The organism is Schlegelella aquatica (assembly GCF_026013905.1).
GTDB classification, from domain to species: Bacteria; Pseudomonadota; Gammaproteobacteria; order Burkholderiales; family Burkholderiaceae_C; genus Caldimonas; species Caldimonas aquatica.
Genome location: NZ_CP110257.1, coordinates 491503 through 506781 on the forward strand (window position 1 = coordinate 491503; position 15279 = coordinate 506781).

Here is a 15279-nt window from a genome sequence, read left to right on the forward strand (position 1 = left end):
TGCGACGTTCGGAGTGGGTGGCCCGCGGCGCCCACTCCGTTTGTGTTTTCTGATAGACGAACTCGACGAGCATAGGAGCACGCCATCATGATGGTGCTTTACTCCGGGACCACCTGCCCCTATTCCCACCGCTGCCGTTTCGTGCTGTTCGAGAAGGGGATGGACTTCGAGATTCGCGACGTCGATCTGTTCGCGAAGCCGGAAGACATCGCGTTGATGAATCCGTACAACGAGGTGCCCATCCTCGTCGAGCGCGATCTCATCCTGTACGAATCGAACATCATCAACGAGTACATCGACGAGCGCTTTCCGCATCCGCAGCTGATGCCGGGCGATCCGATCGCCCGTGCCCGCGTGCGGCTGTTCCTGCTCAATTTCGAGAAGGAGCTGTTCGCCCACGTCAACGTGCTCGAGTCGCGCGGGGTCAAGCCCAGCGACAAACAGCTCGAGAAGGCGCGCTCGCAGATCCGCGACCGGCTCACGCAGCTCGCGCCCATCTTCCTGAAGAACAAGTACATGCTGGGCGACGACTTCTCGATGCTCGACGTGGCCATTGCGCCGCTGCTGTGGCGCCTGGACTACTATGGCATCGAGTTGTCCAAGAACGCCGCACCGCTGCTGAAGTACGCCGAGCGCATCTTCTCGCGTCCGGCCTACATCGAGGCGCTGACGCCCTCCGAGAAGGTGATGCGCAAGTAAGCGCGCCCCGACCCCTGCGCCATGAACCCGCCGCCTCCCGCGCCTCCTGCCGGCAGCTCGACCCGGCCCTACCTGATCCGGGCGCTGCACGACTGGTGCACCGACAACGGCTTCACGCCGTACATCGCGGTGTACGTGGATGCGTCCGTCCAGGTGCCGATGGAGTACGTCAAGAACCACGAGATCGTGCTCAACGTCAGCTTCGATGCGACGAGCGGGTTGCGCTTGGGCAACGACTTCATCGAGTTCCGGGCCCGCTTCGGCGGAGTGGCGCGCGACATCGTCGTGCCGGTGGACCACGTGATCGCGATCTACGCCCGTGAGAACGGGCAGGGCATGGCCTTCCCGATCCCGAGCGAGCCGCCCGAATCGTCGGCGGAGGAGGGCGTCCCTGAGACGGCGGCGCACAGCCCGAGCCCGCTCAAGCTCGCGCCGTCGCCGGCCGAGGGTGAGCCGCAAGCACCGTCTCCCGGGCCCGCGGGTGGCGAGGAGGACGCGCCTTCCCCGCCGCCCCCGGGCGGCGGGCGCCCCGCCCTCAAACGCATCAAGTGACGCACCCGGTGCAGCGGGCGCCGGCGCTCCGGTACACTGCCTGCTTCACTGCGCTGCGGGGCGCGCCCGCGGCCTATTCGCCGGCTTAGCTCAGCTGGTAGAGCAACCGCCTTGTAAGCGGTAGGTCATCCGTTCGAGTCGGATAGCCGGCACCAGCTCCGTTCCCCGAGGCCCGGTCAGGCCGATTGCACTTTGATGCGGATCGCCGTGACCTGCCATCCGCGGTGCTTGAGCAGCGCCTCCATGCGCGGCTGCAACTGCCGCAGCTTCGCGGCGACCGCGCCATTGGGGGCCAGCAGGGACCAGCCCTCCTCGTCGATGGGGCCGGGTTTGACGTACCGGGCCAGGGGCGCAGGCAACAGCGGACGGATCGCCTCGAACCGCTCGTTCGACTCGCGCACGAGCTGCTGCAGCCGCGCCAGCCCTCCGTGGCGACCCAAGGCTTCGCCGATCGGCACGACGGGGTCGGAGCGCGTGTTCATGGGCGCCAGTGTACCGGCCCTCCCTGGGAAGCGCCGCGAACCCGGGTGCTAAACTCAGCGGCTTTTGGGTGGCACGGTGGCTGCTGGCAGCGCCGGGCAGCCCCTCTGTGTTCGCCGGCGCGTGCCGGCGCTCGATCGTGGCCGCCCGCCCTCGAGGCGGCGGCAAGCCCCGCGCCTGGGGCAAGGACACTACCGACAACCCGCATGTTGCCCAAGCTTCTCACCCAGATATTCGGCAGTCGCAACGACCGTCTCCTCAAGCAGTACCGGCGGGTGGTGGAGAGAATCAACGCGCTGGAGCCGCAGTTCGAGAAGCTCACCGACGAGCAGCTGCGCGCCAAGACCGACGAGTTCAAGGCCCGGCTGGCCCAGGGTGAGACGCTCGACGACCTGCTGCCGGAGGCCTTCGCCGTCGTGCGCGAAGGCAGCAAGCGCGCCCTCAAGATGCGGCACTTCGACGTGCAGCTGATCGGCGGCATGGCCTTGCACCAGGGCAAGATCGCCGAGATGCGCACGGGCGAGGGCAAGACGCTGGTGGCCACGCTGCCGGTGTACCTGAACGCGCTGACGGGCCACGGCGTGCACGTCGTGACGGTCAACGACTACCTCGCGCGGCGCGACGCCGAGTGGATGGGGCGGCTGTACAACTTCCTGGGTCTGTCGGTGGGGGTGAACCTGCCGCAGATGCCCCGCGAGGAGAAGCAGGCCGCCTACGCCGCGGATGTCACCTACGGCACGAACAACGAGTTCGGCTTCGACTACCTGCGCGACAACATGGTGTACGAGACGGCCGACCGCGTGCAGCGGGGCCTGCACTACGCCATCGTCGACGAGGTGGACTCGATCCTGATCGACGAGGCGCGCACCCCGCTCATCATCAGCGGGCAGGCCGAGGACCACACCGAGCTGTACGTGCGCATCAACAAGATCGCGCCGCAGCTCAAGAAGCAGATCGGCGAGGCCGACCCGCGCACCGGCGAAGGCATCATCGAGCCGGGCGACTTCACGCTGGACGAGAAGACGCGCCAGGTGTACCTGACCGAGCAGGGGCACGAGCGCGCGGAGCACTTGCTGGCGCAAGCGGGCCTGCTGGTCGAAGGGGCGAGCCTGTACGACGCAGCCAACATCGCGCTGCTGCATCACTTGTATGCCGCGCTGCGGGCGCACCACCTGTATCACCGCGACCAGCACTACGTGGTGCAGAACGGCGAGGTCATCATCGTCGACGAGTTCACCGGCCGCCTGATGCATGGGCGCCGGTGGTCGGACGGTCTGCACCAGGCCGTCGAGGCCAAGGAAGGCGTGGAGATCCAGGCCGAGAACCAGACGCTCGCCTCGATCACCTTCCAGAACTACTTCCGCATGTACGGCAAACTCGCCGGCATGACGGGCACGGCCGACACCGAGGCCTACGAGTTCCAGGAGATCTACGGCCTGGAGACGGTGGTCATCCCGCCCAACAAGCCGACCCAGCGCAAGGACGAGCTCGACCTCGTCTACAAGACGGCCAAGGAGAAGTACGACGCGGTGATCGCCGACATCCGCGAGTGCTACGAGCGCGGACAGCCGGTGCTGGTGGGCACCACCTCCATCGAGAACTCGGAGCTGATCTCGGCGATGCTGACGAAGGCGGGCCTGCCGCACCAAGTGCTCAACGCCAAGCAGCACGCCAAGGAAGCGGAGATCATCGCGCAAGCGGGCCGCCCGAAGATGATCACGATCGCGACCAACATGGCCGGCCGCGGCACCGACATCGTGCTGGGCGGCAACGTCGAGAAGCAGATCCAGCTGATCGAGGCGGACGAGTCGCTGCCCGCCGCCGAGAAACAGGCGCGCATCCAGAAGCTGCGCGACGAGTGGCAGAGCCTGCACGAGCAGGTCAAGGCGCTGGGGGGCCTGCGCATCATCGCCACCGAGCGTCACGAGAGCCGCCGCATCGACAACCAGCTGCGCGGCCGTGCCGGCCGTCAGGGCGACCCGGGCTCTTCGCGCTTTTATCTCTCGCTCGAAGACCCGCTGATGCGCATCTTCGCTGGCGACCGCGTGCGCGCGATCATGGACCGCCTCAAGATGCCCGAAGGCGAGGCGATCGAGGCGGGCATCGTCACGCGCTCGATCGAAAGCGCGCAACGCAAGGTCGAGGCGCGCAACTTCGACATCCGCAAGCAGCTGCTGGAGTACGACGACGTCGCCAACGACCAGCGCAAGGTGATCTACCAGCAGCGCAACGACATCCTGGACGCGCAGGACCTGTCGAACCAGATCGCGAGCCTGCGCCACGGTGCGCTGACGGACGTGGTGCGGACCTTCGTGCCGGCCGAGAGCGTCGAGGAGCAGTGGGACCTCGAAGGTCTGGAGAAAGCGCTGCGCGAGGAGTGGCAGATCGACCTGCCGCTCAAGGCCGAGGTCGACAAGAGCGAAGCCATCACCGACGAAGACATCGTCGAGAAGGTGCTGGCCGCCGCCGATGCGCTCTACCGGAGCAAGGTCGAGCGTGTGGGGCGCGAGCAGTTCGTGCAGTTCGAGCGCATGGTGCTGTTGCAGTCGCTCGACAGCCACTGGCGCGAGCACCTGGCGGCGCTGGACTACCTGCGGCAGGGCATCCACCTGCGCGGCTATGCGCAGAAGAACCCGAAGCAGGAGTACAAGCGCGAGGCTTTCGAACTCTTCGCGCAGATGCTCGATGCGGTGAAGATGGAAGTCACGCGTCTGCTGCTGACCGTGCGCATCCAGTCGGAGGAGCAGGTGGCGCAGGCCGCCGAGGCCATCGAGGACCGCGCCGAACACATCTCCAACGTGACGTACACCCACCCGAACGACGACGGCAGCGTCGCCAGCGAGACCGACCCGAGCACGGTGCGCCAGCAGGTGCCCAAGGTCGGCCGCAACGATCCCTGCCCCTGCGGCAGCGGCAAGAAGTACAAGCACTGCCACGGCCGTCTGACCTGAAGCCCCACCTCACGGAAGACGCATCATGCCCGTCAACCTCGCAGCCCCCCGCCCGCAGGACCTGCACCCCGTGCCCGGCGTCAAGCTCGGCATCGCGATGGCCGGCGTGCGCAAGGCCAACCGCAAGGACCTCGCCGTCATCACGCTCGACGAGGGCGCGGCGGTGGCCGGCGTGTTCACCCGCAACCGCTTCTGCGCGGCCCCGGTGCAGTTGGCCCGCAAGCACCTGGCGGCCGGCGTCGGCATTCGGGCGCTGGTGATCAACACCGGCAACGCGAACGCCGGCACCGGCGAGGACGGGCTGGTGCGGGCCTACTCGACCTGCGTGGCGCTCGCGCGCCACTTGGACTTGGCACCGGAGCAGGTGCTGCCGTTTTCCACCGGCGTCATCATGGAGCCGTTGCCGAACGACCGCATCGAGCAGGCGCTGCCCGCCGCGCTGGCCGCGCTGCGCGAGGACGCCTGGGCCGAGGCGGCCGAGGCGATCATGACGACCGACACCGTGCCCAAGGCGGCCTCGCGGCAGGTCCAGATCGGCGGTGCGCCGGTGACGGTGACGGGCATCTCCAAGGGCGCGGGGATGATCCGCCCCAACATGGCGACGATGCTCGGTTTCGTGGCCACCGATGCGAAGGTGGAGCCCGGCGTGCTGCAAGCGTTGGTGCGGGAGGCGGCGGACCTGTCGTTCAACCGCATCACGATCGACGGCGACACCTCGACCAACGATTCGTTCATGCTGATCGCGACCGGCCGGGCGGCCCATGCGGCGATCACGTCCCTCGACTCTCCGGAAGGCCGGGCCTTGCGCGAGGCCGTGGTGGCCGTCGCGCAGCAACTTGCCCAGGCCATCGTGCGCGATGGCGAGGGCGCGACCAAGTTCATCACCGTGCAGGTCGAAGGCGGTGCGAACGAGGAGGAGTGCCGCCGCGTGGCCTATGCGATCGCACACTCGCCGCTGGTGAAGACGGCCTTCTATGCGAGCGATCCCAACCTGGGGCGCATCCTGGCCGCCGTCGGCTACGCCGGCATCGACGACCTGGATCAGGGCCTCATCGACCTGCACCTGGACGATGTGCATGTCGCGACTCAGGGGGGGCGCCACCCGTCGTACCGCGAGGAAGACGGCCAGCGCGTGATGAAGCAACGCGAGATCACGGTGCGCGTCGGGCTGGGCCGCGGCGCTGCCAGCGCGACCGTGTGGACGTGCGACCTCTCGCACGACTACGTCAGCATCAATGCCGACTACCGCAGCTGACGCGTGAGCGGGTGGCGAGGCTGCAGCGCCGGGGCGCAGCGGCCGTGGGGTGTGAGGCGGCCGGTGGCCCTCGGCCCCGGGTGGGGCTACTTGGGTTCCTTGCGAGCCGGCGCCCGCTTGGCGGCGGCCTTGCGCACGGGGCTCGTGCTGGACGTCGCCGGGCGCGCGGCGCGGCTCGGGCGATGCGTGGGGCTCAACTTGTCCAGGCGCGCCTGCAACTCGTCGAGGCGGGCGTGCAGCGCGTCGAGGTCCGCCTGGGTCGGCATGCCGAGCTTGTGCAAGGCTTTCGAGACCCGCTGCTCGAAGATGCCCTCGAGGCGGTCCCACTGCTGGGTGGCCTTCTGGCTGAGTTCCCCAGCCACCGCGGACATGCGCTGCGTGACCTCGCTCACGCGCTCCTCGGCCACGGATTGCGTCTTGCGCTGCAGGGCGACACCTTCCTTGACCAGCGTCTCGAAGAGCTTGCCGCCTTCTTGCTGGGCCTTGGAAAAGGCTCCGAGGCCGGCCAGCCAGATCTGTTGCGCCGAATCGCGCACGCTCTGCGAGAAGGGCCCGGCGAAGGGATCGGGCGGGGTGTCGTCGCGGCTGGGTTTGGTGGCCATGGGGGCTCTCCGGCGTGAAACGGGCCCACTATAGGCGCTCCGCTCTGGGGAGTGTGCTCTAGGCGCCCACTAACATCGCGAACTCGCCAACAACTCGACGCACCGGCTCACCGGGAGGCACGAAGACGATGGTCATCGACCGCACGCACGACTGGATCGAACGCAGCCTGGCCCATGTGTGGCACCCCTGCACCCAGATGCACCGGCTGCGCGAGGCGCCGCCACTGCCGGTGGCGCGCGGCCAGGGGCCCTGGTTGTTCGACCCCGAGGGGCGGCGCTACTTCGACGCGATCAGCTCGTGGTGGGTCAATCTGTTCGGGCACGGTGACCCCGGGCTGAACGCCGTGCTCAAGGACCAGCTCGACCGCATCGCCCACGTGATGCTGGCCGGCTGCACGCACGAACCGGCGGTGGAGCTGGCCGAGCGCCTGGCGCGTCGCACGGCGGGCGCCTTGCCGCACGTGTGCTTCGCAAGCGACGGGGCCTCTGCCGTGGAGATCGCTCTCAAAATGAGCTTTCATGCGTGGCGCAACCGCGGGCGCGAGGCCAAGCGGGAGTTCGTCTGCGTGCGCCACGGCTACCACGGCGAGACCATCGGCGCGCTGGCCGTCACCGACGTCGCCATCTTCCGCGACGCTTACGACCCGCTGCTGATGCGCTCCCACCAGGTGGCCTCGCCCGACGCGCGGCAAGCGGCTGCCGGCGAGACGCCGGCCGACGTGGCCGTGCGCGCGCTGGACGATCTACGTGCGCTGCTGGAGCGGCGCCACGAGCACATCGCCGCCTTCATCTACGAGCCGCTGGTGCAGGGCGCGGCCGGTATGGCGATGCACGATGCGAGCTACCTGCGCGGCGTGCGGGCGTTGTGCGACGAATACGAGGTCCACCTCATCGCCGACGAGATCGCCGTCGGCTGCGGTCGGACCGGCACCTTCTTCGCGACCGAACAGGCAGCGGACGAAGGCGAGGTGCCATGGCCGGACCTCCTGTGTCTGTCCAAGGGCATCAGCGGCGGGTACTTGCCCTTGTCGCTCGTGCTCGCCAGCCGGCCGATCTACGAATCCTTTCTGGCCGACGACGTGCGGCGGGCCTTCCTGCATTCGCATTCGTACACCGGCAACCCCCTGGCCTGTCGGGCGGCCTGCGAGGTGCTGGACCGCTTCGACCGCGAGCCGGTGCTCGAGCGCAATGCACGGGCGAGCAGCGCCTTGGAGGCCGCGCTCGCGCCGCTCAAGGACGACCCGCGCGTCGAGCACCTGCGCCGGCGCGGCACGATCGTCGCCTTCGATGTGCGCCCCGAGGTGGCGGGTGCCGATTTCGCGGAGCGCTTCCACCAGGCCGGCCTGCAACGGGAACTGCTGATACGCCCGATCGGACGCTCGGTCTACGTGATGCCGCCCTACGTGATGGACGAGGAGCTCGCTGCATGGCTCGCAGCGCGGGTGATCGACACGCTCGAGGAGGTGTGCCGCCATGCTGCTTGAGCACCTGGAACGCCAGCTGGCGACGCGCGAGGCGCAAGGGCTGCGCCGGCGCCTGCGCGTCGCGCACTCTCCCTGCGGCCCGCGGCAACTCATCGCGCCGCCGGACGGCTCCCTGACTGCGAAGCTGGTGTTCTGCAGCAACGACTACCTGGGCCTCGCCGGCGATCCGGCTTTGACCGACGCGCTGGCGGAAGGCGCGCGGCGGTACGGCGCGGGCAGCGGCGCGTCGCACCTCATCAACGGGCACTCGCAGGCGCACGCCGACCTGGAGGAGGCGCTGGCGCGGTTCCTCGCGCCCCACGTGCCCGACGGCCGTGCGCTCTTCTTCTGCACCGGCTACATGGCCAATCTCGCGGTGCTCACGGCCCTGGGCGACGCCCAGGCGACGCTCTACTGCGAGGAACTCAACCACGCCTCGCTGATCGACGGTGCGCGGCTCGCGCGGGCCGAGGTGGTCAAGTACCCGCACAACGACGTGCAATCGCTCGACGCGCTGCTGCAGCAGGCTCGCACGCCGATCAAGCTGATCGTCACCGATGCCGTCTTCAGCATGGATGGTGACCTGGCGCCGCTGGATGCGCTGCTCGCTCTCGCCGAGCGGCACGACGCCTGGCTGGTGGTGGACGACGCGCACGGCTTCGGCGTGCTGGGTGAGGGCGGCCGCGGCAGTCTGTCGCACTTCGGGCTGCGCAGCGAGCGCATCGTCTACATCGGCACGCTGGGCAAAGCGGCGGGGGTCGCGGGGGCCTTCGTCGTGGCGCAGCCCACGGTGATCGAATGGCTCGTGCAGGCGGCGCGGACCTACATCTACACGACGGCCTCACCGCCCGCCGTGGCGCACGCCGTCTCGGCGAGCCTGGCGTTCCTGGCGGGCGAGGAGGGCGAGCGACGGCGCGCGCGTCTGCGCCAGCGGATCGGCCAGCTGCGCGCCGGCCTTGCGGCGGTGCTGCCGTCCGCGTGGCGCCTCGGGTCCTCGGACACGCCCATCCAGCCGATCATCGTCGGCGACAACGCGACCGCGCTCGAATTGGCAGCCGCGCTGGATGCCGAAGGGGTCTGGGTGCCGGCCATCCGCCCGCCCACGGTGCCGCCGGGCACCGCGCGCTTGCGCGTCACCGTCACCGCCGCTCATGACGAGGGCGACGTGGACCTGCTCATCGCGGCCGTACGCCGCGCGGCCGGGCGCTTGTCGCGTCGGGCGCGGTGCGAAGGATGAGTGAGCCGGGCGGGAGCTGCTCGGCGCGAGTTGGCATCGCAGGAGGCAAACGATGGAATTGCAGGGCGTGTTCGTGACGGGGACCGACACCGAGATCGGCAAGACGACGGTGAGCGCGGGCCTGTTGCGCGCCTGGGCGAGGCAGGGGCTGCGTACGGCGGGGTACAAGCCGATCGCAGCGGGCACCGAGCTGCGCGAAGGGCGGCGCGTGAACGACGACGTGGAACGTCTTCGTGCGGCCAGCAGCGTGCCGCTCGCGCCCCAGGAGGCTTGCCGCTTTCTGCTGGACGAGCCCTGTGCGCCGCACATCGCCGCCCGCCTTGCCGGTGTGCGCCTGGAACTCGCCCCCCTTCTCGAAGGGGCCCGCGCCCTCATGCCCCGCTGCGATCGCCTGGTGGTGGAAGGCGTGGGTGGCTTTTGCGTGCCCTTGAACGAGAACGAGGACACCGCCGACCTCGCGGCCGCTCTCGGTTTGCCGGTGGTGCTCGTGGTGGGGTTGCGCCTGGGCTGCCTCAGCCACGCGCTGCTGACCGCCGAGGCGGTGTGCGCGCGGGGGCTGCGCCTGGCAGGCTGGGTGGGCAACCAGGTGGACGCCGGGATGGCCCATCGCGAAGACAACCTCGCCACGCTGGCGGACCTGATGCGGCGCCGCTTCGGCGCGCCCTGCCTCGGCGCGGTGCCGCGGCTGCCCCGTGACGAGGCCGACGCGGTGGCCTCTCACCTCGATCTCGGCGCGCTCTGGGCGTGACTGCGCGGCGCTCGCTCACCCGCCTGCGTATCGATCGCAGGCGCCGGGGCGGGGCCGCAACGCTGCGCCGCGCGTCACTGCTGTCACTGCTTCTCGATCGCGGTGACGGTGTACGTGCCGCCGACCTTCGCCGCCTGGAACTTCACCTTGTCGCCCACTTGCACCTTGTCCAGCAGCGAGGGCGGCTCGGCCTTGAACACCATCTGCATCGGAGGCATGTCGAGGTTCTTGATCTCGCCGTGCTTGATGGTGATCTTGCCCTGGGACTTGTCGATCTTGCGGACTTCGCCGTCGGTCATCTGAGCGAAGGCGCCGAACGAGGCCAGAGCCAGTGTGAGGGAGACGATGAGGGATTTCTTCATGGCGTTCATTGTCAACGATAGCTCTGATACACCGATGCGCGCCCGTCACGGGCGACGAGCAGCACATCGTACGGGTCTTTGCGCGAGCCCACTTCCATGCCGGGCGATCCGACCGGCATGCCGGGCACGGCCAGCCCCAGGGCTTGCGGGCGCTCGCGCAGCAGGCGCTCGATCTCGCGGGCGGGCACGTGCCCTTCGAGCACGTAGCCCTCGACCTTCGCCGTATGGCAAGAGCCGTACTTCTGGGGCAGGCCGAACTTCTCGCGGTAGTCGCCGGGGGCGTCGACGTCGTGCGTCTTGACCTGGAAGCCGTGCTTCTCCAGGTGGGCCACCCATTCGTGACAGCAGCCGCAGGTGGCGGACTTCCACACCTCCACGACCGGCTTGCGAGCGGCCCGGGCGGGCACGAGGGCCACGCCCGTGGCGGCCAGAGCCGCGGCCGCGCCCAAGGCGCCGACCCATCGCCGGCGGGCAGGGTTCAATGGCATTTCGTTACTCCTCGATCAACGGGTGTTGGTGGTTTCGAGTGCCGGCACCGCCCGATGTTCCCTCTGGCGGTGCGCGGGACACCGGGCTGCGCAGGGCATCACGGCCGCACCACGATCCGGCCCTTCATGCCGGCCTCCCAGTGCCCGGGCACGAGGCAGCCGTAGAAGTACTCGCCCGGCTCGGTGAAGGTCCAGACGATCTCGCCGCGCTGGCCCGGCCCCACGTGGGCCATGTACGGCTCGTCGTGCTCCATGCCCGGGTGCTTGCGCATCAGCTCGGCATGCGACTCCAGCGCATCGCGCGTGCCGATCACCATCTCGTGCAGCACCTGGCCGCGGTTGCGCACGACGAAGCGCACGGTCTCGCCCTGCCGCACCTCGAGCCGGTCCGGGACGAAGCGCATCCGGTCGTCCATGTCCACGCGCACCGTGCGAGTCGCCTTGGCCGGGTCGCCCTGCTGTCCCCAGGGGTGCCGTTCGGACGAGAGCTCCAAGCGGCGGGAGGCATGGCCTTCGCCGTGGGCGAAGGCCGTCGAGCTCATGGCGAGCGCGGCCAGCAGTGCCACTCCGGCGTTCAAACGTACAGACATGAGTGCGTTCCTTTCGATCCGAGGGGGTCAATGGTGGGCGTTGTGTCCCGACGGCTTGCGCGCACGCAGCGGGGCCGGTGCGGCGCTCGCCGCCCCGGGGGCACGCTGCGGCTCGGGGGCCGCGTCCGTCCACTCGCGGGCGACGGTGCCTGCGGGGTGCGCGTAGGGCCCGGGGTCGCGGTAGTCGTTGCGCGCGAGCCCCTCGCGCACCTTGAGCACCGTGAACATCCCGCCCATCTCCACCGGGCCGAACGGGCCCTGGCCCGACATCATCGGCAGCGTGTTGTCGGGCAGGGGCATCTCCATCTCGCCCATGTCGGCCATGCCGCGCTCGCCCATCACCATGTAGTCGGGCACGAGCTTCTGGATGCGTTGCACCACCTCGCGATGGTCCACGCCGATCATCGTGGGCACGTCGTGGCCCATCGCGTTCATGGTGTGGTGGCTCTTGTGGCAGTGCAGGGCCCAGTCGCCCGGCTCGTCGGCCACGAACTCGACGGCCCGCATCTGCCCCACGGCGACGTCCACCGTCACCTCCGGCCAGCGCGAGGCGGGGTTCGTCCAGCCCCCGTCGGTGCCCGCCACGACGAACTCGTGGCCGTGCAGGTGGATCGGGTGGTTGGTCATCGTGAGGTTGCCGATGCGGATGCGCACGCGATCGCCGCGGCGCACGACGAGCGGATCGATGCCCGGAAAGACCCGGCTGTTGAAGCACCACAGGTTGAAGTCCAGCATCGTGTTGACCTTGGGCGTCGCGCTGCCGGGCTCGATGTCGAACGCGTTGAGCAGGAACACGAAGTCCCGGTCGCACTCGACATACCCGGGCACGCGCCTGGGCTCGCGCGGGTGCGTGACCCAAAAGCCCATCATGCCCATCGCCATCTGCACCATCTCGTCTGCGTGCGGGTGGTACATGAAGGTGCCCGGGCGGCGCGCCTCGAACTCGTAGACGAAGGTCTTGCCTGGCGGGATGTGCGGCTGGGTGAGGCCGCCCACGCCGTCCATGCCGTTGGGCAGGCGCTGGCCGTGCCAGTGCACCGCGTGGTGCTCGGGCAGCCGGTTGGTCACGAAGATGCGCACCTTGTCGCCCTCGACCACCTCGATCGTGGGCCCGGGCGAGGAGCCGTTGTAGCCCCACAGCTGCGCGTTCATGCCGGGCGCGAGTTCGCGCACGACGGGCTCGGCCACGAGGTGGAATTCCTTCCAGCCGTTGCGCAGGCGAAAGGGCAGGGACCAGCCGTTGAGCGTGACGACCGGGCGGTAGGGGCGCCCCTGGGCGGGGGCGAGCGGTGCGGCGGTGTTGGTGTCGGTGCGAGAGGCGGGCTCTGGCAGCGCCGCCAGCGCCGAGCGCGCCACGGTGGCAGCGCCGGCGAGCGCCGCACCGCCGAGGAACAGGCGTCGTGTGGTCATCGTCAATGTCCTGCGGGGGAGGCGCCGCCGGCGGCAGGCGCCTGGGTGAGGAGGGACGCGCCCTCGGCCGGCACACCGAGGATGGCGGCATCGAGGGCCGCGTCCGCCAGCCAGAAGTCGCGCTGGGCTTCGATGGCGCCGATGACGCTGCCGATGTGCGTCCTCGACTCGGCCAGCAGCTCGAAGACCGAGCCCAGCATGCCGTTGTAGCGCAGCAGCATCTCGTCGACGATGCGTTGCCGCAGCGGCACGACCTCGTCACGGAAATGCCGCGCCAGGTCGTAGGCCGTGCGGTAGGCGGCGTAGCGCTCGCGCAAAGTGGAGGTGGCTTCGATCTGCACCTGGTGCACCTGGTTCAAGGCGGCGATCGCCTCGGCCGAGGCCCCGGCGCGCCGGGCCTGGCCCGCATCGAAGAGCGGCAGGGTGAGCTCCAGTTCGAAGCCGCGCTGCGTCGGCTGGTGCGTTTCGCTGTTGCGTACGACGCCGAGTTCGATGTCGGTGAGGCTCGTCCAGCGCGCCAGCGTCCGCTGCGCGTCGGCGGCGGCCAAGCGGCGCTGGGCGAGTCGCAGGTCCACGCGTTCTCGTTTCGCGGCGTCGGCCACTTGCTGCGCGGGGCGCGGCTCGCCGGGCAGGTCGGGCAGGCGGTCGGGCAGTCGCAACGACGAGGCCTGCTGGGGGGACAAGCCCAGCAGTCGCACGAGGGCCTCGCGCTCGGCGACGGCCGCTTGCCGGGCACGCGCGAGTTGGGCGGTGGCATCGGCGTAGAACGCTTGTTCACGGTCGCGCTGCAGCCGGCTGTAGTTGCCCACGGCCTGCATCCGGCGCGCGAGCTCCGCGCTGGCCTGCGCGGCATCGCGCACCTGCTCGTGGTACTGCGCGAGCTGCTGCGCGGCCACCGCGCGGACCCACTGCTGGCGCACCTGCGCGCCCACGCGCAGCACATCGGCCGCCAGTTGGAGTCGCGCCGCCTCTGCCGCTCGCTCGGCCTGCCCGGCGCGCCAGGGCAGCGCAAGGAGCTCCAGCAGGCCGAAGCTGAGGACGCGTCCGATCTCGGTCTCGTCGCCGCGCGTGAGCCGCTCCAGCGCCAGACGCGGGTTGGGCAGCCGGCCCGACTGGACCACGGTGGCCTGCGCAGCCCAGGACTGCGCGATCAGCGCCTGCAGCGCGGGGCTGTTGAGCAGCGCCACCCGCCACGCGCCCTGTGCGTCCAGCGGTTCGGCCAGCGCCCGGGCGACCGCGCTTTCCCGCTCGCGGCGGGCGGCCTCGTCGGTCGCCAGCGTCAGTTCGCCGCCCTGAGGGGCGAGACGCCGGGCCTCCACGAGCGCGTCCTGCGGGCCCGGCGTGGCGCAGCCGGCGAGCACGGCCACCAGCGGGACCAGTACGAGCGCCTTCGTGCGGGTTCTCATCGGCCACCTCCGTCGGTGCCGCGGGCCGGCTGCCGCCGCCCCTCCGGGGCGCCGGGGCCGACGTCGGTCGGCGCTGCCGGACGGCCCGGCTTCTCGGCTGCGTCCTTCGCGCGCTCCGGGCTGCGCAGGTGCCCGGCGTGCCCGCCGAGGCGACGGACGAGGTCGTTGGCGCCGCGCCAGTCGAAGGCGGTGGGATCGGCGTGCGGAAGGTAACCGTCGAAGGCCGAGCGATAAGGCAGGTCCAGTTCGAAGGTGCTCGGCGCGCCTTGCGCGCCGGCACCGCCGGCCGCCAGGGCGAGCACGGCGGCGGGTAAGGTGCGTCGGAAAGTCGTGGAGGTCATCTCAACTCGCTGCATCGGGGGTGCCGGCCTGCAGCCGCTCGGGGCAGGGGCCCTGGCAGGCGGTGCGCGCACGGCAACCGGAAGCAATACACAAGGGGCACACCGGGCGCTGCCGCGGCCGGCGACCCACCCTCGGCCGCATGGACGAAGCGGGGCGAAGGCTCGGGTGCAGGGGGGGCGGATCAGCCCCTGGGCGGACGGAAGAGGGTGTCGCCCTCGTCGCGGCCCCCGGCCAGGCGCAGCCGGGGCACGGGCTGGCCCGGCGCCGAGTGGGCGGGGACGGTGGCGGAGCCGACCGTCATCGCGGCCGGGCTGTGGCAGACCTGGCACTTGCCGCAGTCGTGCTCGCCGCCGGCGGCCGCCAGGCGCTTCTCGTGCTCGGGTGCGGCATGGTCGGGGGCGGCCTGCACGGCCTGCATGTCGGTCGCCGAGAGGGCTGCCGAGAGGTGCGGCGCTGGCTGCGCCTCGGCGCCGTGGCAGGGCGCCGCGCCGTCGGCGTGCGGCATCTGCGCGGCGAGTCGCCCCGCGCCGGTGAGCGCGCGCGACCACGACCCGTCCATCGCCCAGCCGCGCATGGGCAGCAGGGCGACGATCAGGCAGGCCAGGACGAGACGCCAACGCGACGGCGAACGCATGGGCGCCACTATAGACCTTCCCACGGCGGCAAGGTCAAGGCCCTGCGGCGCGCAATGCCA

The 15279-nt window shown here is 70.2% G+C and carries 16 protein-coding genes and 1 tRNA gene; 8 read left to right on the top strand and 9 right to left on the bottom strand.

The window, feature by feature from the left end:
- The first annotated feature begins 87 nt into the window (after window positions 1-87).
- The 3 genes from OMP39_RS02200 (at window position 88) to OMP39_RS02210 (ending at window position 1406) form a co-directional block, all read left to right on the top strand.
- Window positions 88-699, top strand: a complete 612-nt coding sequence (locus OMP39_RS02200) for a glutathione S-transferase N-terminal domain-containing protein (protein WP_264893180.1) — start codon at window positions 88-90, stop codon at window positions 697-699.
- Window positions 700-720: 21 nt separating this feature from the next.
- Complete coding sequence (locus OMP39_RS02205) at window positions 721-1251, top strand: ClpXP protease specificity-enhancing factor (RefSeq protein WP_264893181.1); 531 nt, start codon at window positions 721-723, stop codon at window positions 1249-1251.
- 79 nt (window positions 1252-1330) lie between these two features.
- Window positions 1331-1406, top strand: a tRNA-Thr gene (locus tag OMP39_RS02210).
- A 21-nt stretch (window positions 1407-1427) separates the two neighbouring features.
- On the opposite strand, the gene OMP39_RS02215 is transcribed toward OMP39_RS02210, so the two are convergent.
- Complete coding sequence (locus OMP39_RS02215; RefSeq protein ID WP_264893182.1) at window positions 1428-1733, bottom strand: DUF721 domain-containing protein; 306 nt, start codon at window positions 1731-1733, stop codon at window positions 1428-1430.
- A gap of 204 nt (window positions 1734-1937) precedes the next feature.
- Here OMP39_RS02215 and secA point away from each other — a divergent pair, with 204 nt between their 5' ends.
- Window positions 1938-4682 (top strand): preprotein translocase subunit SecA, encoded by a 2745-nt coding sequence (gene secA / locus OMP39_RS02220; protein ID WP_264893183.1) that lies wholly within the window; start codon window positions 1938-1940, stop codon window positions 4680-4682.
- A gap of 25 nt (window positions 4683-4707) precedes the next feature.
- Window positions 4708-5937 carry a bifunctional glutamate N-acetyltransferase/amino-acid acetyltransferase ArgJ gene (gene argJ, locus OMP39_RS02225; protein ID WP_264893184.1) on the top strand — a complete coding sequence of 410 codons (1230 nt, stop codon included), beginning with the start codon at window positions 4708-4710 and terminating at the stop codon, window positions 5935-5937.
- Between the two features lie 86 nt (window positions 5938-6023).
- Here the strand turns inward: argJ and OMP39_RS02230 are convergent, their stop codons facing one another.
- Window positions 6024-6539: a phasin family protein gene (locus OMP39_RS02230; RefSeq protein WP_264893185.1), complete on the bottom strand. Its 516-nt coding sequence runs from the start codon at window positions 6537-6539 to the stop codon at window positions 6024-6026.
- A 128-nt stretch (window positions 6540-6667) separates the two neighbouring features.
- Here OMP39_RS02230 and bioA point away from each other — a divergent pair, with 128 nt between their 5' ends.
- The 3 genes from bioA to bioD are packed head-to-tail and all read left to right on the top strand — an operon-like array spanning window position 6668 to window position 9987.
- Window positions 6668-8023 (top strand): adenosylmethionine--8-amino-7-oxononanoate transaminase, encoded by a 1356-nt coding sequence (gene bioA / locus OMP39_RS02235; protein ID WP_264893186.1) that lies wholly within the window; start codon window positions 6668-6670, stop codon window positions 8021-8023.
- Window positions 8013-9239 (top strand): 8-amino-7-oxononanoate synthase, encoded by a 1227-nt coding sequence (bioF, locus tag OMP39_RS02240; RefSeq protein WP_264893187.1) that lies wholly within the window; start codon window positions 8013-8015, stop codon window positions 9237-9239. The genes bioA and bioF overlap by 11 nt, the downstream gene beginning before the upstream one ends.
- A gap of 52 nt (window positions 9240-9291) precedes the next feature.
- Window positions 9292-9987 carry a dethiobiotin synthase gene (gene bioD, locus OMP39_RS02245; RefSeq protein WP_264893188.1) on the top strand — a complete coding sequence of 232 codons (696 nt, stop codon included), beginning with the start codon at window positions 9292-9294 and terminating at the stop codon, window positions 9985-9987.
- Window positions 9988-10070: 83 nt separating this feature from the next.
- Here bioD and OMP39_RS02250 read toward each other — a convergent pair whose 3' ends face one another.
- The 7 genes from OMP39_RS02250 to OMP39_RS02280 form a co-directional block, all read right to left on the bottom strand.
- The gene (locus OMP39_RS02250) at window positions 10071-10358 is read right to left on the bottom strand and encodes a copper-binding protein (protein ID WP_264893189.1); all 288 of its coding nucleotides are present in this window, start codon (window positions 10356-10358) and stop codon (window positions 10071-10073) included.
- 2 nt (window positions 10359-10360) lie between these two features.
- On the bottom strand, window positions 10361-10837 hold the full coding sequence (locus tag OMP39_RS02255) for a DUF411 domain-containing protein (protein ID WP_264893190.1): 477 nt from the start codon (window positions 10835-10837) through the stop codon (window positions 10361-10363).
- Window positions 10838-10935: 98 nt separating this feature from the next.
- Window positions 10936-11427: a cupredoxin domain-containing protein gene (locus OMP39_RS02260; protein WP_264893191.1), complete on the bottom strand. Its 492-nt coding sequence runs from the start codon at window positions 11425-11427 to the stop codon at window positions 10936-10938.
- 27 nt (window positions 11428-11454) lie between these two features.
- The gene (locus tag OMP39_RS02265) at window positions 11455-12837 is read right to left on the bottom strand and encodes a multicopper oxidase family protein (protein WP_264893192.1); all 1383 of its coding nucleotides are present in this window, start codon (window positions 12835-12837) and stop codon (window positions 11455-11457) included.
- Between the two features lie 2 nt (window positions 12838-12839).
- A complete protein-coding gene (locus OMP39_RS02270; RefSeq protein WP_264893193.1) occupies window positions 12840-14243 on the bottom strand; it encodes a TolC family protein in 1404 nt (467 codons plus the stop codon).
- The gene (locus tag OMP39_RS02275; RefSeq protein WP_264893194.1) at window positions 14240-14584 is read right to left on the bottom strand and encodes a hypothetical protein; all 345 of its coding nucleotides are present in this window, start codon (window positions 14582-14584) and stop codon (window positions 14240-14242) included. The genes OMP39_RS02270 and OMP39_RS02275 overlap by 4 nt, the downstream gene beginning before the upstream one ends.
- 182 nt (window positions 14585-14766) lie before the next feature.
- Window positions 14767-15219 carry a hypothetical protein gene (locus tag OMP39_RS02280; protein WP_264893195.1) on the bottom strand — a complete coding sequence of 151 codons (453 nt, stop codon included), beginning with the start codon at window positions 15217-15219 and terminating at the stop codon, window positions 14767-14769.
- Between the last annotated feature and the right edge of the window lie 60 nt (window positions 15220-15279).